The 23,727-nt window shown below is 30.4% G+C and carries 16 protein-coding genes and 1 pseudogene; 9 read left to right on the top strand and 8 right to left on the bottom strand.

The genetic code is table 11. The features are described from left to right. Window positions 1-31: 31 nt before the first annotated feature. A complete protein-coding gene (fdhF, locus tag J2127_RS06260; RefSeq protein WP_209732714.1) occupies window positions 32-2,059 on the top strand; it encodes a formate dehydrogenase subunit alpha in 2,028 nt (675 codons plus the stop codon). A 274-nt stretch (window positions 2,060-2,333) separates the two neighbouring features. After that, window positions 2,334-3,494 carry a Coenzyme F420 hydrogenase/dehydrogenase, beta subunit C-terminal domain gene (locus J2127_RS06255; RefSeq protein WP_209732713.1) on the top strand — a complete coding sequence of 387 codons (1,161 nt, stop codon included), beginning with the start codon at window positions 2,334-2,336 and terminating at the stop codon, window positions 3,492-3,494. A gap of 266 nt (window positions 3,495-3,760) precedes the next feature. On the opposite strand, the pseudogene J2127_RS08565 reads toward J2127_RS06255, so the two are convergent. Then, window positions 3,761-5,725, bottom strand: a pseudogene (locus J2127_RS08565) (cache domain-containing protein). Window positions 5,726-6,024: 299 nt separating this feature from the next. Further along, a complete protein-coding gene (locus J2127_RS06245; RefSeq protein ID WP_209732712.1) occupies window positions 6,025-6,381 on the bottom strand; it encodes a response regulator in 357 nt (118 codons plus the stop codon). 512 nt (window positions 6,382-6,893) lie between these two features. Between J2127_RS06245 and J2127_RS06240 the strand changes: the two genes are divergently transcribed. Beyond that, window positions 6,894-8,402, top strand: coding sequence for an FIST signal transduction protein (locus tag J2127_RS06240; RefSeq protein WP_209732711.1), 1,509 nt, complete (start codon window positions 6,894-6,896; stop codon window positions 8,400-8,402). Window positions 8,403-8,549: 147 nt separating this feature from the next. On the opposite strand, the gene J2127_RS06235 is transcribed toward J2127_RS06240, so the two are convergent. Then, window positions 8,550-9,656 (bottom strand): ABC transporter substrate-binding protein, encoded by a 1,107-nt coding sequence (locus J2127_RS06235; protein ID WP_245326490.1) that lies wholly within the window; start codon window positions 9,654-9,656, stop codon window positions 8,550-8,552. Window positions 9,657-10,135: 479 nt separating this feature from the next. Between J2127_RS06235 and J2127_RS06230 the strand changes: the two genes are divergently transcribed. Further along, a complete protein-coding gene (locus J2127_RS06230; RefSeq protein WP_209732710.1) occupies window positions 10,136-10,924 on the top strand; it encodes a winged helix-turn-helix transcriptional regulator in 789 nt (262 codons plus the stop codon). A gap of 97 nt (window positions 10,925-11,021) precedes the next feature. Here J2127_RS06230 and J2127_RS06225 read toward each other — a convergent pair whose 3' ends face one another. The 3 genes from J2127_RS06225 to dph5 form a co-directional block, all read right to left on the bottom strand. Further along, the gene (locus tag J2127_RS06225; RefSeq protein ID WP_209732709.1) at window positions 11,022-12,929 is read right to left on the bottom strand and encodes a molybdopterin biosynthesis protein; all 1,908 of its coding nucleotides are present in this window, start codon (window positions 12,927-12,929) and stop codon (window positions 11,022-11,024) included. Between the two features lie 268 nt (window positions 12,930-13,197). Beyond that, the gene (locus J2127_RS06220; protein WP_209732708.1) at window positions 13,198-14,313 is read right to left on the bottom strand and encodes a protease inhibitor I42 family protein; all 1,116 of its coding nucleotides are present in this window, start codon (window positions 14,311-14,313) and stop codon (window positions 13,198-13,200) included. Between the two features lie 295 nt (window positions 14,314-14,608). Beyond that, window positions 14,609-15,376 (bottom strand): diphthine synthase, encoded by a 768-nt coding sequence (gene dph5 / locus J2127_RS06215; protein WP_209732707.1) that lies wholly within the window; start codon window positions 15,374-15,376, stop codon window positions 14,609-14,611. A gap of 472 nt (window positions 15,377-15,848) precedes the next feature. Between dph5 and J2127_RS06210 the strand changes: the two genes are divergently transcribed. Then, window positions 15,849-17,024, top strand: coding sequence for a cation:proton antiporter (locus J2127_RS06210; protein WP_209732706.1), 1,176 nt, complete (start codon window positions 15,849-15,851; stop codon window positions 17,022-17,024). 133 nt (window positions 17,025-17,157) lie between these two features. On the opposite strand, the gene hdrB is transcribed toward J2127_RS06210, so the two are convergent. Both hdrB and hdrC read right to left on the bottom strand, forming a co-directional pair. Further along, window positions 17,158-18,078: a CoB--CoM heterodisulfide reductase subunit B gene (gene hdrB / locus J2127_RS06205; protein ID WP_245326489.1), complete on the bottom strand. Its 921-nt coding sequence runs from the start codon at window positions 18,076-18,078 to the stop codon at window positions 17,158-17,160. A gap of 133 nt (window positions 18,079-18,211) precedes the next feature. Next, window positions 18,212-18,793, bottom strand: coding sequence for a CoB--CoM heterodisulfide reductase subunit C (hdrC, locus tag J2127_RS06200; RefSeq protein ID WP_209732705.1), 582 nt, complete (start codon window positions 18,791-18,793; stop codon window positions 18,212-18,214). Window positions 18,794-19,065: 272 nt separating this feature from the next. Between hdrC and J2127_RS06195 the strand changes: the two genes are divergently transcribed. The 4 genes from J2127_RS06195 (at window position 19,066) to J2127_RS06180 (ending at window position 23,620) form a co-directional block, all read left to right on the top strand. Next, window positions 19,066-20,061: a permease gene (locus J2127_RS06195; RefSeq protein WP_209732704.1), complete on the top strand. Its 996-nt coding sequence runs from the start codon at window positions 19,066-19,068 to the stop codon at window positions 20,059-20,061. Window positions 20,062-20,198: 137 nt separating this feature from the next. After that, entirely contained in the window at window positions 20,199-20,930 is a 732-nt protein-coding gene (locus J2127_RS06190) for a 4Fe-4S binding protein (protein WP_209732703.1), read from the top strand. 423 nt (window positions 20,931-21,353) lie between these two features. After that, the gene (locus J2127_RS06185) at window positions 21,354-22,400 is read left to right on the top strand and encodes a FecCD family ABC transporter permease (RefSeq protein ID WP_209732702.1); all 1,047 of its coding nucleotides are present in this window, start codon (window positions 21,354-21,356) and stop codon (window positions 22,398-22,400) included. Window positions 22,401-22,501: 101 nt separating this feature from the next. Beyond that, window positions 22,502-23,620 (top strand): FecCD family ABC transporter permease, encoded by a 1,119-nt coding sequence (locus J2127_RS06180; RefSeq protein ID WP_209732701.1) that lies wholly within the window; start codon window positions 22,502-22,504, stop codon window positions 23,618-23,620. Window positions 23,621-23,727: the final 107 nt, after the last annotated feature.

The following is a 23,727-nucleotide window of genomic DNA, read 5'->3' as shown; positions in this document are numbered from 1 at the left end:
TATTCAACAAATGATTTAATACGGTGATATTATGACAGGTCTAAATTTTGTCCACACGGTCTGTCCTTATTGTGGTACTGGTTGTGGTATCGACTTAGTTGTGAAAGACGACAAAGTAGTTGGTACAAACCCATTCAAAAGGCACCCTGTAAACGAAGGTAAAACTTGCATTAAAGGAGCATACTGCCACGAATTTGTGCACAGAGAAGACAGACTTAACAGCCCATTAATTAGAAAAAACGGCGAATTAGTTAAAGCTTCATGGGATGAGACAATCGACTTCATAGTAAGTAAGTTAAAAACTTACGGTAAAGACGAAGTAGGATTTTTCTCATCTGCAAGATGTACAAACGAAGACAACTATGTTTTCCAGAAATTTGCAAGAGCAGTTATGAAAACGAATAACGTAGACCATTGTGCAAGGTTGTGACACTCTGCTACTGTTGCAGGATTAGGCCAAGCATTTGGTTCAGGAGCTATGACAAATTCGATACTCGATATAGAAGAAGCAGATTGCATTCTTATCATTGGTTCGAATACATTTGAACAACACCCTTTAATTGCAAGAAGAGTTATCAAGGCGAAAGAGAAAGGTACAAAAATTATCGTAATTGACCCAAGATACACCCATACAGCAAGACAAGCTGACAAATACTTGCAGTTAGTTCCAGGTTCAAATACCGCTATGTTAAACGGTATTATGCACGTAATTATTAAGGAAAACCTCATTGACGAGGAATTTATTAAAAACAGAACTAAAAATTACGAAGAACTTAAGAAAACAGTTGAAAAATACACACCTGAATACGTTTCAAAAATAACAAACGTACCTGCAGAAGATATTGAAGAAGTTGCAAGAATGTACGCAAGTGCAAACGCTGCTTCAATATTATACTGTATGGGTATAACTCAGTTTATACACGGAGTTAACAACGTAAAATCATGCTGTAACCTTGCTATGATTACCGGAAACATGGGAAGACCAGGAACCGGTGTTAACCCATTAAGAGGTCAAAACAACGTTCAAGGTGCTTGTGACATGGGTGCATTACCTAACGTATACCCAGGTTACCAGAATGTGACTGCAACACAAGAAAAATTCCAAGACGCTTGGAAAACTGATTTAGATCCTAACCCAGGTTTCACAATTCCTGATATGCTCGATGAAGCAGGTAAAAAAATTAAGTGTTTATATGTTATGGGAGAAAACCCTATGGTTTCAGACCCTGACTTAAACCACGTAAAACACGCTTTAGGTCACTTAGACCTCTTAATCGTTCAAGATATCTTCTTAACTGAAACTGCACAAATTGCAGATGTAGTTTTACCAGGTGTCTCTTGGGCTGAAAAAGATGGTACATTCTCAAACACTGAAAGAAGAGTTCAGAGAGTACACAAAGCTGTAGAACCATTAGAAGGAGCTATGGTAGACTGGGAAATCGTTAAATTAATCGGAGAAAAGATGGGACACCCTGAATTATTCGAATTTAACACACCTGAAGAAGTATTCAATGAAATTGCTTCAGTAACTCCACAATACGCAGGTATGGCTTACGACAGACTCGGCGTAGATGGATTACACTGGCCATGTAAAACCCCTGAAGACCCAGGAACTCCAATATTACACAAGGAAAAATTCTTAACCGCTGATGGTTTAGGAGTTATGTTCCCTATTGAATACGGAGACCCTGCTGAGTTACCAGATGCTGAATATCCAATGATTTTAACAACTGGAAGGGTTATATTCCACTACCACACCGGTACAATGACCAGAAGAAGTAAACACTTAGATAGTGAGCTTTCAGAGGGTTTCATCGAATTACACCCTGAAGATGCTGAAGCATTAGGTATTAAGGACAAACAGCCAGTTAAAGCAAGTACCAGAAGAGGCGAAGTTGTAGTTAAAGCAAGAATCACACCTAACATTAAGAAGGGCGTTGCATTCATGCCATTCCACTTTGCGGAAACTGCAGCAAACACTTTAACCAACCCTGCACAAGACCCTAACTGTAAGATACCAGAGTACAAGGTATGTGCTGTAAAAGTTGAAAAGGCTTAATTAATGGTATATTAATATTATAAGTTAATTAAATTGAAATAAATGCTAATTAGTACTTATTATTTTAAATTTAATTTACTTATATATTTAATTCAATTAATTCAATTAAGTCAATTAATTTAAAATTACTTATTAAACACGTTGCTGATTCTTATTTAAACCTATTAAATTAGATTAAGATTTAAATAAAAGCATAATATATTGTAAATTTATAAAATTTGTAAAATATTATAAGATATTATAAAATATTATAAAAGTATAAAACGGTGGAATTATGGGCGATATGTACTATGTTCAAGCTTCCGACCCTGAAATATTAAGTAAGGGAGAGTGTGGTGGCGCAGTAACAGCCTTATTTAAATACCTATTAGATAGTAAAATCGTAGATGGCGTATTGACACTTAAAAAAGGTCAAGATGTTTATGACGCAATCCCTACATACGTTACAAACTCAGAAGACCTTTTACAAACAGCTGGTTCATTACACTGTGCTCCTACAATGTGGGGAGGCATAATCAAAGAACACTTAAAAGATCAAAAAATAGCTGTTCCTGTAAAACCTTGTGACATGAAAGCAATCGTTGAATTAGCTAAAAGAGCACAAATAGACCTTGACAACGTATACATGATAGGTTTAAACTGTGGTGGTACAGTACCCCCTCAAACAGCTCTCGAAATGATTAAATTATTCTATGAAGTAGATCCATTCGATGTAGTTAAGGAAGAAATCGATAAAGGTAAGTTTATCATAGAATTAAAAGACGGAACCCATAAGGGTATCAAAATGCACGACTTAGAGCACGACGGTTACGGTAGAAGAGATAACTGCCAAAGATGTGACGTGAAAGTACCAAGAAAAGCAGACGTTGCATGTGGTAACTGGGGAGTTATTGGCGAAGATGCTGGAAAGTGGACTTTTGTTGAAGTAAACACTGAAAAGGGTCAACAATTAATAAAGGACGCTGAAAAAGAAGGCTTCATTAAAACCAAAGCTCCAAATCCAAAAGGTATTGAAATCAGAGACAAAGTCGAACAGACTATGTTAAAAATGAGTGAAAGTGGTAAAACAGCTCAATTAGAAACTGAATACCCTGATTTAAAAGAGTGGGACGAATACTTTAACAGATGTATTAAATGTTACGGCTGTAGAGATGTATGTCCTGTATGTTTCTGTGTAGAATGTGCAATACCTGACTTCACAACAAAAGGACAGATACCACCAGAACCTTTAATGTTCCACGGTGTAAGAATGGCACACATGGCATACAGCTGTGTAAACTGCGGTCAATGTTCAGATGTTTGTCCTATGGAAATCCCTGTGGCTAAGATATTCCACAGAGTTCAGGAAAGAACAAGAAAAGAATCCGGATACCAAGCAGGTGTTGATGATACAATGCCTCCATTAATGGATTCACCTTGCGGTGGACAACACTAAAAATAAATAACTAAAAATAACTAAAAAATAAAATATAAACTTAAATCTAATAATATTTATTTAATTTCTTTTTTTATTTGATTATTTGAAAAATTTATAAAAGTTTATAAAAGTTTATAAAAATAATAAAAAATTATATGACTATTTTGAATAGTGTTATCTCCGCTATAATTTAAAATCAAAATCAAAATCAAAATCAAAAAACTTAAAATAAAATATAAAAAAGTAAAATTATTTTTTTTATTAATTTGTATTGTATATCAATATTATTCAAATTTATCTTTATTTAATTTAGTTATGAATGGATTTTCCTCATCATCAATTCCAAAAGTATTGGAAAATATTGGTAAGATAACATGGAATGTACTTCCCTTACCAAGTTCACTCTCAACCCAAATGATACCTTCGTGAGCTTCTACAATACTTTTACATACTGCGAGACCCAATCCAGAGCCACCTTTAGGTCTTTTCGATGAAGAATCAACTTGATAGAACCTATCGAATATCTTTTCAAGGTCTTTCTCAGGAATACCTGCACCGTGGTCTGTTACAACCAAGTGAATGTTTCCTTCGTCTTCGTAAGCACCAATATATATTTCTCCATTCGTAGGGTTGAATTTAATAGCATTTTCAACCAAATTTGTTATTACTTGCATTAATCTATCTTTGTCACCGTACAAACTTAGATTTTGCAATTTTTTATCCAATCTTATATTTTTTTCATCAAATAATGGTTTTAAATTTTCTACAACTTCATTAACTGCAGTTTTTATATTCATTAGTTCTTTTTGCATTTGAAGTTCGCCACGCTCTATTTTTGATAAATCAAGCATACTTTCTATTAGTCTTCTTAATCTATCGATGTTATCATTTGCAATAGATAAACATTTTCTTTGAGCTTCGTTAACTTCGCCCATAGTACCGTCAAGTACTAATTCTACGTATCCCTTAACGGATGTAAGGGGTGTTCTTAACTCATGGGACGCAATTGCAATTAAATCAGATTTCAAATTATCTAATTCTTTTAATTCATCATATGACTTACTTAATTCTTCAGCGTGTTTTTGTAATTTTGTATGGGATATACTTATTTCATCGGACATCTTATTGAATATCTTGGAAAGTTCCCCAAATTCATCAAGGCTATCAACTGGAACCTTGGTACCATAACGTCCTTCACTGAAGTTTTGGGCTGCTTCTTTTAAATTTTCCATTGGTCTTATTATACTTTTACTTAACATTATCGAAACAATTAAAGCAATTATTAAACCTAGGAATGCGATAACAACTGTTTGAACTTTAATGTTACTATTCAAGGCTTCGTAAGGTGCCACAGGTGTTCCTACGAATAACATGCCTATAACATCGCCTTTAAAGTTCTTTATAGGGTCGTATGCGGTAAAATACCACTCATTAACAACAAAAGCCTTACCCTAGTAAGTTTCTCCACTAAGTAATGTTTTTTTGTAAACATCTTCTGAAACAATGGTACCGATAGCTCGTTTATCTTCACTATCTTTAACATTGGTGGATATCCTTATATCATTTAAGAATATTGTGGTAGCTTCTCCAGATACGTCTTTTGCTTTATCTACTAAATTATTATCTTTATTTAATATATCTACAACAATTATTGAACCTATTAATTTACCTTCTTTATAAACAGGTTGTGCAGAAACCAAACCCATTGCCTTATAGAGATATCTATCAGAATTTTCAAGTCCAGATAGTTTAATAATACTTTCATTATAAACATTCTGACCTTTAAGGGTCTGTTCACCAATTAGTTCAATACATTTATGTCCTTCTTTTTTAAATTCTGCATCCATTAGATATTTAAAGTCTCCAACTCCTGTATCATTACTATTCGACCCACCTATAGAATTTCCATCTGCATCACAAATCAGCACGAAATCCGAGTTCGTCGATTTCTTAATAGATGATGCTAACTCGTAAATACGTTTTTTATCTTTGGAGTAAATTATGGATTTTGTCAAATTTGAATTCTTAGAATAATGGACTACAGCATCCATTTCACTTAATCTACTATTCAGTATGTTTTCGGCCACTTTTAGGTCACTATTAATTTTGTTCTGCGAGTGCTCTTGCATGGTATTGCTAATCGTACCATTCGATATAACACTTAACAATATTATAGGGATAATTGCAACAATGGTAGCGTATATTAATAGTTTAGTGCCAAATCTCTTAAATAATGGAACCTTTTTCATAAAATCCTCTCCATTTAGAATATGACTACATGGCTATACTATTATAGTATGTGCTAATTTTATTGTACTAACTTAAATTCATAATTTAAATTATTTTATATTGAATTATGATTCTGGTAATTTTAATTAATTTCAATTTTAGTTTTAATAATACCTATCTATTTACTCAGCTATTCTATATAATATTAGTTATTTATCTAATTATATGGTAATTATGATGTATATGTTATGATATTGAATTATTATTTAAAGATTGATTTTAATTTAATTTAATTTAATTTTAATTCCAATTCAGATTATTACCATGAATTATCATATTCATTTACCTTTTCAACTAACGCTTGTTTATCAAATGGCTTTATTAAGTAGTCTACATTCTTTTCTTGAGCTATCTTAATATTATTACATTGTGCATTTGCAGTAAACACGATAACAGGAATTCTTCCATGTTTTCCCCGGGATATTTCTAAAAATTCCCAACCATTCATTTCAGGCATCATAATATCTAATATTATTAAGTCAGGGATTCCATTTTCTAATTCTTCAATTGCGAGCTGTCCACTTGAAACAGCTTTTACTTCATGACCTTCAATTTCAAGTATTAATTTTACTAAATTTAAAATATCTTCTTCATCTTCAACAACAAGTATTTTCATATTAACACCCATTAATTAATATCATACATTAAAATATAGTAATTATTAGTATGTTACTGTTATTCGAGGGATATATTAATCAAAATTAACAATAGACTATATGTGTTTAGTATATATTCTTATAATACTTATTATTTATCAAATTGTCCCATTAATAAATATATAATAGTGTAGTTATTAATATTACAAATGATATTAATAGATTAAATAATATACATATATAATTATAATACAAATATAATACATACGGTGTTAAATTAAATAATATGTTTAATATATTAGAGTAACACATATATGTATATTATAATTATAATGTGGTAAATTCTTAAAATTAAGCTAAATGTGTAAAATGTAAATAATAATTAATAATAATTAATAATACTTAATAATTAATAATAATAAATATTTAAATATTTAGATATTTAGAATGTGTAAAATGTGTTAAAAATTATTTAAAATATATCAACTAAATTATTCAATAAAAAATTATTAAATATTATCGTGGTGCTATTGTGCAATTTATACAGTATGGATTTGGAACCTCCGAAGATACTAATCCACTTAAAGCAGGGGCTCACGCAACTTCAGATGCACTAAAAAATATGGAAAAACATTCTGAAAGTCCAACTATCGCCTTTTTGTATTCTTCACCGGAATATAATCCCGAAGAAGTTTTAAATGGGGTACGGTTGGTTTTAGATACAAATACGCCAATTGTAGGCAGTAGCTCTAATTTTCAAATTGTAAGCAATAAAGTTGTTTCAAATGGCGTTTCTGTAGGTATTATAAGTTCTAAATATATTAGTGTGGGCATAGGTGTGGATTTAGGTGCAAGTGTAAATCCAAAAGAAGCGGGAAGAAATGCAGTTCGTGATGCGATAGATAATTTAGGAATGTCCCCTAAATTGATATATGTGCTAATGGATTTTTGCAAATCTGAAGAAAAAATTATGGAAAGTATTATCGAAGAAGTAGGGTATACCATACCAATTTTTGGAGGTATCTCTTCCGATAATTTAGAATTTAATAAGATGTATCAGTACTGTAATGATTCGTATTTTGATAGTATCGTCTGTGTAGCTTTCGGGGGCGATTTAATCCCTAAAATGTCGTACGGTAGATATAAGAATATGGAAGATACGAAGGAAAACTCTCAATTTAATATGGCTACTGATAATACAGATAATAATGCAGTCGAAAAATTTGAAGTTGAAGATATGTGCTATTTGAGAGATAAGCTAATAATAACGGAAAATACCAAAAGAAAAATTATGAAAATAAATGGTAAAAATGCCGTAGACCAATATAAAGAATTAATTGGTTATAAAAAGTCAGCAAATGAACTAAAAAAGGATAAAAAATCTTATTTATCTAATCCTTTGGGCATGGTGGCTAATAATGAGGAGATTTATTTAAAAGGTCCTGTAAATCTTCTTGATGACCATATGGCCACTGCATCTTATATCCGTAATCACCAAGAATTAAAACACGTAAAAATTGATGAAACCAAAGTAACTGAGTTATTTAATCAAAACATAGATATTTTAGAGAATTCTCCCCCTTACTACAATAAACCAGCAATTACCTTTTGTAATGTGTCGGCAATGTTAATGGAAACCAATACTGATTTATTAAAGGATAGATTAGAAAATTACCAACTTGGCGATTTACTGGGTCTTACAACTTACGGGGAAATCATATTTGGCGATATAAGGAACTATGACATTGCAATGTGTGGTATTTGCCCAGATCTTGTCAGTATAAGTGCAAAAGAGGGCATACATATGATAACAAAACACCCTGCAACCAGGGAAACGCTTATTAAAATAGATGAGCTAGGTGGTTCTGTTAAAGTTGAAGAATTAGCCAAAGCGTTGGGTATTCATAGACGTTCTGCCTATGATAGGGTAGACCCAATATTAAAACACGGTTTCGCAGAAAAAGAGAACGCTTTAATTCAAATAACTGAATTTGGTAAAATATTGCTTAAATTTGGATTAATATTTAAAAAAGAGCATTAATATTTATTAAATTTTTAACTTTTTAACTTTTTAATACTATTTTTCAATAAGATAAATACTTAAAAAATAATTATATGTCATATAATAAAATAAATTATAAAAAAATTAAAAAAATTAAAAAGAAAATGTTTAATTAAAGAATATTAATTATTCAATTTCGTCAATTTCTTTTGAAACTTCTTCAAATAATGAGAAATCATATAATTTTTCTCTAATTCCATCTTCTGATAATCCTTTTAATTCGTTTTGCATCATTCCTTGTTCGTCCATAACTTGAACAAATTGAGGGCCAAATACTTTTAATTTATCTACTTTTTCAGCAAATTTAATATTAGGAATTGATAACTCTTCTACTTCTAAAGGAGTACCTAACTGAGCAGAACAAGCGTTTACTGCTAATTCAGGGTTTTTGTTGATTTCTTTGTTTCCAGCTAACATTAATTTAGTCATTGCTTTAACTACATCTCTGTTATTTGCAATTGCATCGTCTGAAGCTACTAAAACACAGCATGAGTGACCTACCCAAGCTCCTTCAGGTGGTAATTCTGCACTGTATGCAATAGGTTTTGCGATATCGTTTATTTTTAATATTTCAGGTGTAGGTTCCCAAGCAATTACTGCGTCTAAGTCTCCTTTTTCAAGTAATTTAGACATTGAACCTTGTCCTTTACAGTTCATTAAGTAAACCATAGCGCTTTTATCATCAGCATTTTCTGTATATGTGATGTTTTCATAATCTAAAGCTGATTTTATCATAACATATTGGATTGAAACCGGTAATGGGTGACCAATAGCTACTTGTTCGCCAGCTTCATTTTGAGCTTTAACCCAAGCTACAAATTCATTCCAGTTAGTTGCAGGAATATCGTTTCTTACAACGAATGCGGAACCTTCTTCATTGATTCCAGCTACAATTTTAGCTTTTGTACCGCTATCTACTGAAAATACAACAGGAGGAACGCCGTTAATACCCATATCGAGCTGACCTTGTGACAATAATGTCATAATTTGAGCTCCACCTTGGGTGATAAGTACTGATTCAACATTTGCTATTTTTTTATCATTTTCGTATAATTCGTAGTTATTTTTACCGTCTACGTTTTTCAAGTAAACGCCGTATTTTTCTTTGAATAAATCAGGATTTTCTGTTGCTACGTGTAATGGTGCATCGTGGTCAGATGGTAAGTGTCCTAATTTGATTGTTGGAACATCTCCATCATCTGAAGGAGTGCTTACGCATCCAGAGAATGCCAATACAAGTATACAGCCTAATACTAGGATAATTTTTTTAATAAAAACACCTCAGTGTATAATCTGTAATAAATTAGTTAATTTTTGAACTTATTAATTAAAATAATGTTTCTTGTATTTTTATGGTTTGTATTTTTGTATTTTTGTATTTTTTTTATGTTTATGTATTTAATTAGTTTTTTACGACATATACCTTTTAATTACTACTATATGTATCTTACGAAACAATTTCAAAAAATTAACACAATAAGACATATTATTATATAGTTAAGTAATAGTAAATTGTCTTTTAATAAAAAAATTATTTTTGAGTGCCCCTTATTGAAATTAAGCCCTATTAATAAAACAAATGTCTAATAAATAATGTAAATTGGAGAATTTTACAAAGCTTTATATATCTTAAAAAAAATAGAATTTACTAAATCAACTAAATTTTAATAAATTATTCAAGTCACTTGAATAACAATATATTTGGTGTGAAAATGAAAAAAAGAAATATTACAGAATTTCAAATACTTTCTGAAATCGTAAGAAAGCAACCTCATATAAAACAAAAAGAAATTGCCGAAGTTTTGGGTATAACCGTTCAAGGAGTTTCAGAACATGTTAGAAACTTAGCAAAAAACGGATTTATCAAATCAAGAGGTAGGGGAGAATACGTAATTACAGATATGGGTATGGAACACCTTAAATTGTGGATTGGAGATTTTAAAGACTACCTTTCAGAAGTAAACCAGAATTTATACAGATACAAGGACACCTGGCCTGCAATAGCAAATGAAGATGTAAAGAAAGGGGATAAAGTATATCTTTACATGCACAAGGGTTTAATGTATATATCTAAAACAAATGTTACTGAAGCGTCCGCTATTGTTTATGAAGATGGTAGAAAAGGCGACGATATATCAATACATGAACTTGAAGGCTACGTAGACGTTAGAAAAGGAAAAGTAATAGTTTTAAAAGTTCCTCCTAAGGTAAAAGGCGGTACAAGTGCGGTAAATGTAGAATTTGTCTTAAAAATATTGGAAGAGAATCCTGACGCAGTTATCGCAATGATGGGGACTGTTAGTGCCGTATTGTTAAATAAATTAGATATAAAGCCAGATATAAGATTTGGTGTGTCAAGTGGTATTACAAATGCGTGTACACGAGGTTGCGACGTTATTGCATTTGTAACTGGAAAAATGACTGAAAATGTACTAAATGAAATCGATAAAAACAAAATAAGTTACACAATTTTAGATGCGGAATTAGAATTTAACGATTAAATAGCCAAGATAATAAAATAAAAAAGAAATAAAAAAGAAGTAGAAACTAGAAAATAAAATTAATTTCTATTAATTTCTATTATTATATTACTTTTTTTTATTCACTTTTATATATAATTTCTCCGCAATCATTTGATTTTTCAAATGGTAATTCCACTTTTTTAAGTAATTCAATGAATTCTAAGACTTCAGGATCATTTAATTTTTCATTTCGAATCAATAAATCATAATTTTCATCTGCAAGTTTTATAAATTCCAAATTATATTTTTCAGCAATGGTTTTAATTCCTATACCTATATCCACTTTATCCATGGCAACTGAAGCTCCAACCGCTGAATGAGTTTTAGCCTCCAAATCATAGCCATTAACATTGGATTTGTTTATTTTATTATCTTTTAAAAATTTATCAAACAAAACTCGTGTACCGGCACCTTTATTTCGATTAATAAAGTCAATTTCTTTGGCAATTGGAGATTTCAACAATTTTAGGACGTCTTCGATAGTTTTTAATTCAAACCCTATTTTTTCAACTAATTCTTTTTTAAACATGAAACCTTGTTCTCTAAGGTATCCTCTAACCAAAGAAGCATTTTTTACACTGTATCTTTTTAAAAATGGTACGTTGTATTCTCCATCATCACCAAGTAAGTGAATACCTGCAATGTCGGCTTCTTCTCTTTTAATGGAACTAATACCGCCTAAAGAACCCACATTTATTGTTTTAGCTATTAAATCACTTTTTTGTAAGATATAATCTATTCCAATACAATGACTACCGATAATATTAAGTCCTAATTTGATATTTCCAAATAAGTGTACGTCAACAACTTCATCTTCCAACATCTCTTTATTTTCAGGTATTATGACATATCCATCAGCATATGTGAGGGATGTAATTGCACCACTGCCTTTTACAATTGGATATACACCATAACCTTCTAAACCTTTTATAATTGATACTGGCAAATATTCTTCTCTTCCTTTCGCGGAAATATAACGAGGATGGAAGTGTGCAGTTAATAAATTCCCTTTTTCATTAAATAATACGTCAAAAATGGTTAAACAAGATGTTGGGTAGCCCGGTAGTCCCACAACTAATTTATGTTTGTTATTATATGGGATTTGCCCAATTATCGTAGGCTTTCCAGGTTTTATTTTTATGCCATGAACTAATATTTCACCGCCTAATTCTTCTATGACGGTGCTAGTTAAATCCCCAACTCCTGCAGAGGTTCCCCCGCTTAATATAATAACATCTTCGTCATTATTTAGTGCATTGGTAATCTTTTCTTTCAAATCTTTTTTATTATCCCCTACAATACCGTAAAAATTAAAATTCCATCCATTTTCCTGTATTGAAGAGGCCAATGTGTACGTATTTACATCGTATATTTTGTTAGGTTTTAAATTATCTCCCAATTCTTGCAATTCGTTCCCTGTGGATATCAAACCAACATTTAAATTTTTTTCAACCTTTATTTTATCCATTCCAATGGCTGAAATCGCGCCAATATCACGAGCGGTTAATTTGGTGCCTTTTCTTAAGATTAATTCACCAATCATGATATCGCTACCGCAATATTGTATATTTTCATGAGGTGCTACAGCATCATAGATTTTTATCTCATTTTCATCAGTTTGTTCAGTATATTCCACCATTACAACAGCATCAGCACTTTTAGGCATGGGTGCACCCGTAGCTATCTCGATACAGGTTTTTTCAGTTAATTTTTTATCACTAAAAGCCCCTGCTTTAACGCTATCGATAACTTTTAGAGTTACAGGATTGCTCTCATCAGCTTCATAGGTATCTTTTGCAAGTACTGCATAGCCATCCATACGTGAACGGTCAAATGGGGGTACATCTACATCTGAAATTATGTCATCTGATAGTATACGACCATTAGAATAAATTAAATCGATTTCTTCGTTTTTTAATTCGCTTAATTTATCCGTTATAATTTTTTTTGCATCTTTTATTTCTAAAAGTTCTAAATATCTCATAAAAACACCGTATTTTTTTTAAATATTTTCATACATCGCTAAATAATGAAAAAATAATTCTTGTAAATTAAAATATAATACTTAAAAGATTTATTACTTTTTATTTAATTGTAAAGTTTAACGAAAATAAAATAGAATAATAATAGAATAAAAACATAATAAAATTAAAAAAAGGAAAAATAAATTAATAGTCAATTTTGGTCATTAATAACTTATTCATTAATAAATTAGTCATTAATAAATTAGTCAATTTAGTAACTATAGTCAATTAGTTACTGCTAATCACTGAAACAACGCCTTCTTCAACTTTAACGTTGTAGGTGGTTATTTTTTCAGCATCGGTGTTTTCTTCACCAAAGTATTCTCTAATGATAAGTTGGGTATCGCCTGCTTTTGTAGCATTGAATATCCAAGTAATATTTAATTCATCGTCTACGTTAGATACGGTTTCAAAGTTTAAAACTTCTTTATTGGTAATTTCAATAGCGTATCCTACGTAATTTTTAGGCATTGCATGGGTAATACTTAATTCTTCCCCAACTTTAACAGATTTGTTTTCTGCTACTTTTTCAGCGTCTTTCAAATCAATATATACGTCGTAGTATTCTACCTGTGTAACTTCTTTTGCTGGTGATACTAAATAGTATGTTAATCTAACAGGGACAGCTTCTAAACCTTTGTAGGTCCATATTCTGTTACCACCTGCGCCAACAACAACGTCCTTTGTATCTTCTGCATTATTTTCAGTAATGAATTTTGAGGAAACGAGTTCTAATATTTTAGGTGCACCGTTGTCAACTACCCATTTGTAACCTGTTGAAGGGTTTTCAGGTAATGAAACTTGCATCTCATCGTTTAATAAAACTACTTTTGAATTGTAGTTTTTGGTAATGTTAGGATTTTTTGATATTTCGTATCTGTCAATTTTTATAACATTTACGATACATGTGTATTCTTTAACTTCACTATTATTTTCCCAATTTCTTTCGTATTTGAATATAATTTTAGCTTGACCTGCTTTTTTACCTTCAATTAAGAATGAACGTGTTCCAGGAGCACCTTCAAGGTCTGATTCAGGAGCTATGTAGTTATCTTCGATAATTTCAATAGCGTCTTTGTCGCCTTCAATGGTGTAATTCCATCCATATCCAGTTGATGGATTTTCTTTTAAATTTACTAATGTCTTTCCGAGTGTTGGAATTGTTTTGCCGAATGTCATTGTTTCGACGTGCTGTGTAATGTTTACTTCACTGTATTTTGAAGAATTTGATGTATCATCAGGGTTTGTAGTTTGATTAATTTCCCCCGTAGGTTGTTCTGTAACACAACCGGATACTAAAATTGCCAAAATCACTGCGAGTACTGCAAATAACTTTTTGTACATGCTTCACCCCTATAAACTAGCTTTTTTTAGTATATTGGTTATTTTGCTATGTTTATTACATGAATATTATAATATTTACCTTATAAATACATTTTTAATTAGTACGGCGATTAGTAAATATTAAAAACTTAATAAATATACATCTAAATTAATTAATTATATAATTATATATTAATATATATTAGTATACAGATAGATTCAAAGATAAAATAACATTTTAATTAAAAATAAAAAATAATATAAAAAATAATATAAAAAGTAAAATAAAAAGTAAAATAAAAATAAATTTATTGAATTATATATTTTCTGCGAGTATTTCAAGAGCTTCTTCTTCCATAAAGTGAAGGTTTCCAAGAACTATAATGCTGTGTAATGGAGCCCCAAAGTCCTGTTTTATCAAATCTTTTATTTTTCCGTAAACTAATTTAGGTTTTAAACTACCTGCTCTAGCTACTACCAAAACTTTCGTATCTTCACTTAATATATTCTCTTTTCTTCTCTCTTCAATATCTAAAAGTACCTGTAAACCTTCATTAGCCGTCATAAATTTATTTTCATGCGCATGAATGTCTAAAAGACATAATGTATGGTAACCCAATGATAAGTTATCTTTTATAACATTGTAAGGTGTTTCTGGGAAATAATTAGGTTCAGGGAATACTATAGACGTAGTTTTACCAAACTTATATATTTGTAAACCTGTGATGCCGATAGCAGAATATATTGACGGAGCGTTGATAATAACAACTTCAATACCTTTCTTTTTAGCTTCTACTGCAATATCAACGTGTGTAGTAGCAACCATTGGATCGCCTGCAGTTAAAAACATTATATCCTTGTCTTTTGACTCATTTATTAATTTTTCAGTCTCATATTCTACTTTTTCACGGTCTAATACGTGTATCTTTTTTCCGAGTGTTTTTTCAATTGTTTCCAAGGTTGTACCGGTTAAAATAGCAGTGTAAAATTCTGCATAAATTTTATCGGCTTTTTTAGCATGTTCAAGTGTTTTTAAGGTTAAATCTTTTTCATCATAGAGTCCTAATCCTGCCATAATTAACATATTATCACCATTTTACTAATTTTTACAATTACTAATAATCGGTAAGTATTGCATAATAATTAATTTAATATCCTTATTTAATTTATTAATCCCATCTATATTATCTTAACGTTTTATTAAAAAAATCGATGTAAAATTGATTAACTTATCGTATCTAATCGTTTATTGAGTATTAAAGTATTTATATTATAGTATTCATACGTAAAATTTATTGAAAATTAAAATAATTTTTATTATATACTATTCGATAATATTTACAATGTATGAATAATAAATATACAATTGTATCATAAATATTATTAGTACTTTTAAAACTATAAATCATAGTATCTAATTTAAATTATTAATTTTCTTTTACCTTAAAATTTATTGATTTATATAATTTACGGCAAAAAATATAATTTCAAATTAATTCAACTTAATACAACTTAATACAACTTAATTCAAATTTAAACTTTTCACGGTGTATATTATGGACAATTATATAATGTTATTTATTGTTATGCTCTTAATCTTCATATTCCCCCAGGTTTTAAAGCGATTTAATATCCCAGGCATCACAGCAATGATGTTGGCAGGTATTTTCATAGGACCTTACGGTTTAAACTTAATACCTATGAGTGACGCACTTATGCAATTTGGTGCGTTCGGTATGTTATTTTTAATGTTTTTAGCAGGCTTAGAAGTAGATAACGATACTTTAAAGGCAGAATTCAAGAATTCCACATTTTTAAGTATATTTTCAATGGTAATTCCGGCAATTGGCGGTTATTTTGTGGCTCAACTCTTTGGATTAGATTTCATTGGTTCTCTTATTTATGCGGTTATATTTTCTTCACACTCCGTTGGAATTGTTTATGGGCTTATGGATGAGTTAAATATGATTAAGTCAAAACTCGGTACAACTTTATTAAGCGCAACTGTCATTGTGGACCTTTTAAGCCTTATTATAGTTTCCATAATAGTTAAAGTCAATGAAACAGCAGGGGGCTTAAATTCTGAGATATTCCAGTTTATGGGCTTGGTTTTACTGTATATTGTAGGGCTTTTACTTATAATTCCGTTAATGTCTAAGTACATTTTCAAAAAATTGGAAGAGTTACACGTTCCTAAAATCCATTTTATACTCTTATTGATACTTATTTCCATCATAACTGGAGAATACATCGGAATACACCCGATTATCGGGGCATTTATTACAGGAATAGCTGTTTCAGAAGAGCTTACTAAAGAAGAGCACGATACTTTATTAAATGAAAATTTAAACGCTATAGGTTATGGACTATTTATCCCATTATTTTTCCTAACGGTGGGTATGAACACTAATATAAGCGTTTTGACCGATTTAAGTAACATATCCTTAATAGCAGTAGCTGTTTCGGTTTTAGCAATATTAAAAACGTTTTCAGGGTATATATCCTTAAGAATGTTAAAATACAACAATATAAAGAGTTTTTGTGGAGGGGTTTTCACCGTACCATCTCTTTCAACCGCGCTAGTTGCAGCAACACTGGGTTTAGAAATGGGTATACTCCCATATCCTTATTTTGTTGCAATTGTGATATTATCACTCATAACGTCCACGATACCACCAATATTCTTAAAGAGCTATGTATTAAAGCATAAAAAAGAATTTGTCGAAGAATAAAATAAAATAAGATAATAAAAAAAGAATAAAATAAGATAATAAAAAAAGAATAAAATAAGATAATAAAAAAAGAATAAAATAAGATAATAAAAAAAGAATAAAATAAGATAATAAAAAATAAATAATAAATTACTTATTCATCAATATATCCTAATTTTTTTAATAGTGGATCAGCAGATTTAAAGTGCAAATCAAGAGCCACATCTTTTGGTGACATATTCATAGCCAATCCTAAAAGCTGTGAATAATGTATAACTGGTAAATTATACTGTCTTTTGAACGTTTCCTCGATTTCAATTTGTCCCCTATCAAATTGTAAGTGGCAGAATGGACATACTTCAGTTACACAATCTGCTCCTGCAGCAATCATATTTTTGATTTTCGTTTCAGACATTTGGAGAGCAACTTCTGGGTTTCTAGCCCTTACACCACCACCTGCACCGCAACACATGTTTTTATCACGATATGGGATTGATGTAGCACCTATAGCTTCAACAAGACCATCAAGTGATTTAGGAACCTCTGAACTTTCAATATGTTTTACATCGGTAGGTTTTAAGTAGTGGCAACCGTAGTGGACAGCTACATTTGCGTCTAATGGATTTTCTACCCTATCGGCGATGTATTCAGTACCTAAATCAAAGTAAAGCACCTCGGTCAAGTGTCTAACGTTTGTAGTACCTTTGTATTCTAAACCGTGCTTTCCCAATACTTCATTTACTTTTGTTCTTGCTTTTTCGTTGTCTTTTAAAATGTGGTCAGCTTCAAATAAAGAACCATAGCATCCATTGCAAATCGTTAGAATGTCTAAACCTTCCTGTTCCGCGAGTACAATGTTTCTTGCTGCAATTGTTAACCAAGTCATCAAGTCAAATGAACCAAATACCCCCGGAGCTGGACAACAAGACGCTTGTTCAAATGGTTTTAACTTTAAATCTAATTTTTCAAGAGCTTTGTATGTCGCACTTTCGATACCCGGATATCGATTAGGTGCAATACAACCAAGGAAAAATACATATTCGTCTTTCATATCCTTATTTCTGGCATTCTCCATTAAAATCCCCTCAACTATACAAATACTTAATTTTGTTATCTAAAATATTGAATTATTAAAATATTAAAATATTAATAAATTTAAACTGCTAAACTATTAATTTATTAATTTTTCAAATTAGCAACTTATTAAATTATTCGCTCGCATATTTTAAATCTAGTTCTGTTAATTCCCCTGTTTCTTCACAGATACCTACTTTTTTACAGAAATTCAAATCGCCCATAATATCTTTAATCATTTGTAAAGCTTCTGGATATTTGTGGGTTGTTGGCGGAATTTCTGTTAATCCCAAATCAAGTCTTGCTTTTTTCATTTCAGCATTTACTGGTACAGCATGACCTGTTTTGAAAACATAAAGTGACGTTTTCCGGTGCGGTTCTGCAATATATCCTTTTTCTGATGCTAAGTTTCTAATTACTTTGATTAAATCTGTTATTTTAACTTCCCTTGGACATTTCTCGTAACATTCGTAACAAGTTGTACACATCCATAAGTCATCACTAGATAGCAAGTCTTCATCACCCAATAGAGCCTGCCTAATTATTTTTCTTGTCCTAAATCCTGTTATCCTACCACTTGGGCAAGCTCCCGTACAGGTACCGCATTGGTAACATCTTTTAAATGAATTACTTTTGTCTTCTCCCAAAAAATCAATTCCTGCATTCACAATTGCTTCTGAAAACTCTTTATTGTATTCATTGGATTTTAAAACCATTATTTCACCCCTATTTATATATTTTTTTTAAGCCTTATTTATATACTGTTACTAAGTTCGGATGTAATACAACTGTATAATATTACGAAAACCCCTCGGACTAAAGATTAAATATACAAATGTATTTATGTAATTGAGTATAGGTATAAATAATATTAAATTAGATATTAATAAATTTAATAACCCAATAAAAATAAATTAAAAACTTAAAAACTTAAAAACTTAAAAACTTAGAAAATTAGAAACTTAAAAGTTTAAAAAACCGGGATATTATGGATATCATAACATTTATAGAATCTGCACTAAATTTTATAATAACGAGTAATATACTAACAAATAATACAATAACGTGTAATATATATACAAATTTGGAATCTTATTTAAATATCGATCTTATTTCTTTAAATTTTGACAATATACTTTATATAATTATAAAATCTTTTGAAAAATCATTTAATTTCCTAAAAGATTCTATTTTATATATTTTAATCGGATTTATAATTTCTGCATACTTAAAAGTAAAATTAAAGGGGGATTTAAGGAAAAAGATTGTTCATAATTTGAATTATTCAAGTTTTTCACTTTTGAAATCTTCATTAATGGGTGCAGTTTTACCATTATGCTCTGCTAGCGGCGTGCCTGTAGCGAATGCAATGAACAATAAAGGCGTAAATATGGGCACAAGTATGGCATTTATTATATCCGCAGCATCTATAACCCCCATTGGGTTTTTTATGACTCTTTCCATAATTGGCTATAAATTAGCTATTTATCAGTTGATTTTATCCATAATATTATCCATTTGCGTTGGCATTGTATTTTTAAATGATAAATATACCCCTTATTTTAAAGAAGGGAAACAACAAGAGCACGATTTTACATCAATATTGATAAGTCAATTGAAATTTATAATGCCATCCATATTACTTGGTTATATGCTATCCGGGTTTTTTGCTACGTTAATTCCAACTGAAGTTATTGTTATGCTGTTGTCTAACAATTTAATTACGTATTTTGTAATTTCTGCAATTCGGTTGGTTATATTTTTATGCCCCTACGCACTAATCCCATTAATAAATAATTTTGCAATTGAGGGGATTCCAAAAGGTATAATATTATCTTTCCTAATATCGGCGCCTGCTACTGGGTTGCCTATGATTTTAGCCCTAAATAAATGTTATGGGCTAAAAAAGACATTAAAATATCTTATTTCCATAATAGTAATTAGTGCAATATTGGGGCTTTTATCGGATATGCTTATTTTTTAATTTCTCCATCGTATCAATTTTTAAATTATGAACTAGTAATTATGAATTATTAAATAATTTGAATCATAGTCTAACATTTTTATAGATTTAATTTTATATCTTAAAATAGTTTTACAATTTGAAGGGAAGGCGGTAATTTGAAAAATTTGGCTAAGGGTAACGAAGATGTTAAAAAAAATGAGGATAGTTCGCAGAAGGGTAAAAAAAGTACTTTAAAAAAGATTAGGGACTTTACGGTTAATAATGGTCGGTATTTATTATTTTTAGTAGGTATACCGTCTGTTATTTTTGCAATATTCCGATGTATATACGTAGTACCATTTATTGCATGTGATTATTGTACTCATTATATATGCCCCCTAAAATATACTCGTAATCCATTATTGGTGGGTGTTTTAGGTTATATGGCAGTTTTTAAGGCTGATTTTTGTACAAAAATATGTCCTTTTGGAACGTTGAACCATATATTATTTAAAATACGTATGAAAATCTCAAAAAAGACCTATAGTTTATCAAAACATAAGACCTTAAAAAATGGTATAATGGTTTTAAAATACGTCATATTTTTGTTTGCAATTGTAGCAGCGTCTTTGAGTATTCGTTCTTATTTATTGAACCCTTATGGAAAAAATAGGGCTATTGCAGGTACTTACATTTACGACATTGCCGTAACCGCGATATTGCAAAATGCTAGGATAGCTTTAGTAATCGTAGGATTGCTAGGTGTCATATTTATAGCTCGTTTCTGGTGTAGATACTTATGCCCTTATGGAACTGGTATCGAGACCGTAAAAAAAGGTTACAAACTATGTACGTCATGTAACAGCTGTAAAACTAAAAATACTAATAAAAATACCCCTAAAAACTAAAAATAGTATTGCCAATAGTAAAAAATAGTCAAATAAATAACTAAAATAATAAAAAATAAGATAATCCTATAATAATAAAAAATAAGATAATCCTATAATAATAAAAAATAAGATAATCCTATAATAATAAAAAATAAGATAATCCTATAATAATATAATAAAATAAAACTAAAAATAAATTTAATTTTCCTTTTTTACAATTTTTAACCTTTTTAACCGTTTAACCTTTTTTAGTCTTTTTAATCTCCCTATTTAGCATATATTTAGCATATATTTCACGTGCTATTCGTAACATTTATATAACTAATCTATCTAATTAAAGTTATCTTAATTTTATTAAAATTTACTTTAATATAACTAATGTAAAATAAATACATAAACTAATTAAAAAACTAATTAGAAATACGGTAAACTTGGTGAATTATGGATAAAAAATACATATTTTTGATGTTGGCATTCTTAGGACTATTGTTCATACTATCAATCTTTAGTTTAACCGTAGGAACTTCAAATATTACATTTTATCAAATTTTACAATATTTATTAACCGGAACCACAGGTATTGAACTTACTGACACCATAATTTTCAAAATCCGTATATTGCGAACTTTGGGTGCTATTGTAGCTGGTTTAGGAATATCTACAGCAGGTATCCTAATGCAGAGCTATTTTAGAAATCCTTTGGCAGACCCTTATTTAATGGGCGTTTCAAATGGTGCTACATTAGGGGTGGTGCTTTACGGCTTTACATCCGTTTTACTGTGGTCACATCTACCTAAATCCTCCATAGGTATGATATTATCCGCTTATGTCGGTTCAATAGTTGTGATGTTGGTTATATCAGCTATAGCAAAATTTTCTCGTCAAACATCTACATTGTTGATTTCAGGGATAATGATTGGGGCAATTACTTCCGGAATAACTACAATGCTAGTATATACAGGCGATATGTTAGGTGACGATAATTCAAAGCTTAGTCACTTTTTCAGTTGGGGAATGGGGTCTGTATCTAACTTAACAGTTAATTATTTGATTATAATGGCTGTAGTTGTTATCCCATTAATCTTTTTAACCTTAATATTACTTTCAAAAAAACTTGATGCAAACATTCTGGGAGATAATTATGCGAAAAGTGTGGGTTTGAATGTAAAATCTTTCAAAAAAGTATTGTTATTATTATCCTGTATGCTTACGGCTACAATAGTGGCATTTACTGGTCCAATAGCTTTTATTGGAATGTTTACGCCTATTATCGCCAAAATAATTTGTGGAACATCTAAACATTCTAAAATAATACCGCTTTCTGCAATTTTGGGTGCAATATTCTTGTTAATTGCCGATATAATTGCTAGGCCAAGTGTTATTATCCCGCATGGTGCAAGTACGCTTCCGTTACTCTGCCCGCTTTCAATTATGGGGGCGCCAATAGCTATATACGTATATACCAAATCTAAGCAGTTTAGAATGTAATATTAGCATGGTGGTATGATATCTTGATATAATGCCATGGGAATATGGAAACAAGAATAAAATACTAATACCTACCAATACCTAATTTTTAGGTGAAAATTATGGATAAAATCCAAAATAATAAAAAAATGGGAATTATAAATTCTTTAAAAAATATGCAAAATAATAAATTTTACAAATTATCGGTTATTGTAATATTACTACTTTCATCAATAGTATTTTTAATATTGGGGCTGTATTATGGCGGTAATGCTAAATCCATATCTTTAGATGACGTTACAAACTTTGTAATTCATCAATCAACAGGAGATATGTTTAAAGACACCCTTCTAAAAGAAGTCCGATTTCCTCAAATATTTGGAGCGATAGCGATAGGCATAACTCTTGCAGGTAGTGGGCTAATGTTACAAATACTATTTAGAAATCTGCTGGCTTCTCCATATACTACAGGTATATCTAGCGGAGTTTTACTAATGGTTTCTCTGATTCTATTTGTAACTTCGGTTTCAAACTTATTTAAGGTTTTTGGAACTGCCGATATACTAATAGCCGGTTGGATGGGCGGTATGCTATCTACAATTATACTTATAAGCATTGCTTTTAAAGTAAAGGAATCAAATAGTGTAATTATAATTGCATTGCTCGCAAGTTACTTATTTAGTGGGGTAAGGTCCTATTTAATCCATAGTTCCGATAGTTTATCCGTAGAAGAATATTTTGGCTTTGTAGTAGGTAATTTGTCAAAGTTATCATTTGAAGCGGTTTATCCTATGGCTTTTGCTACAATAGTGTTTATAATTGTATCATTGTTTTTAATAAAGCCTTTAAACGCCTTAGTTTTTGGTGAAAACTACGCAAAGAGTTTTGGATTAAGTATAAAGAAAATTAGAATAGTAATATTAATGTTAACATCATTTGTAGTCGGTTTGATTATTCCATACGTAGGTTTAATGGCATTCGTTGGAATATCTGCTCCTTATTTAGCTAGACCGCTACTTAAAACATCTGATAACACCTATTTATTACCTGGAAGTATGTTAGTGGGAGTTTTATTGATGTTATCATGTCACATAATAACATTGCATTATTATTTACCATTCAAATGGCTTTTTGGTGTTAAAACTGCATCAGTTTTGCCAATAAGTACAGTTTTAGATGTATTTGGTGGTATAGTAGTATTATATTTAATAATGCAAGGCGAAAAAAAATTAATACTTTAAATAATTATTAATTCCATTTTTATCATATTTTTGTTTATTTATTTTTTTATCATATTTTTATTTTTCTTATTCTACGCTATATTAGGGTCTAACTAATTTAAGTTATT

This window comes from Methanococcus voltae, assembly GCF_017875395.1.
In the GTDB taxonomy this organism is placed as follows: Archaea; AGJL01; Methanococci; order Methanococcales; family Methanococcaceae; genus Methanococcus; species Methanococcus voltae_C.
This window is presented reverse-complemented; position numbering and strand designations above follow the sequence as displayed.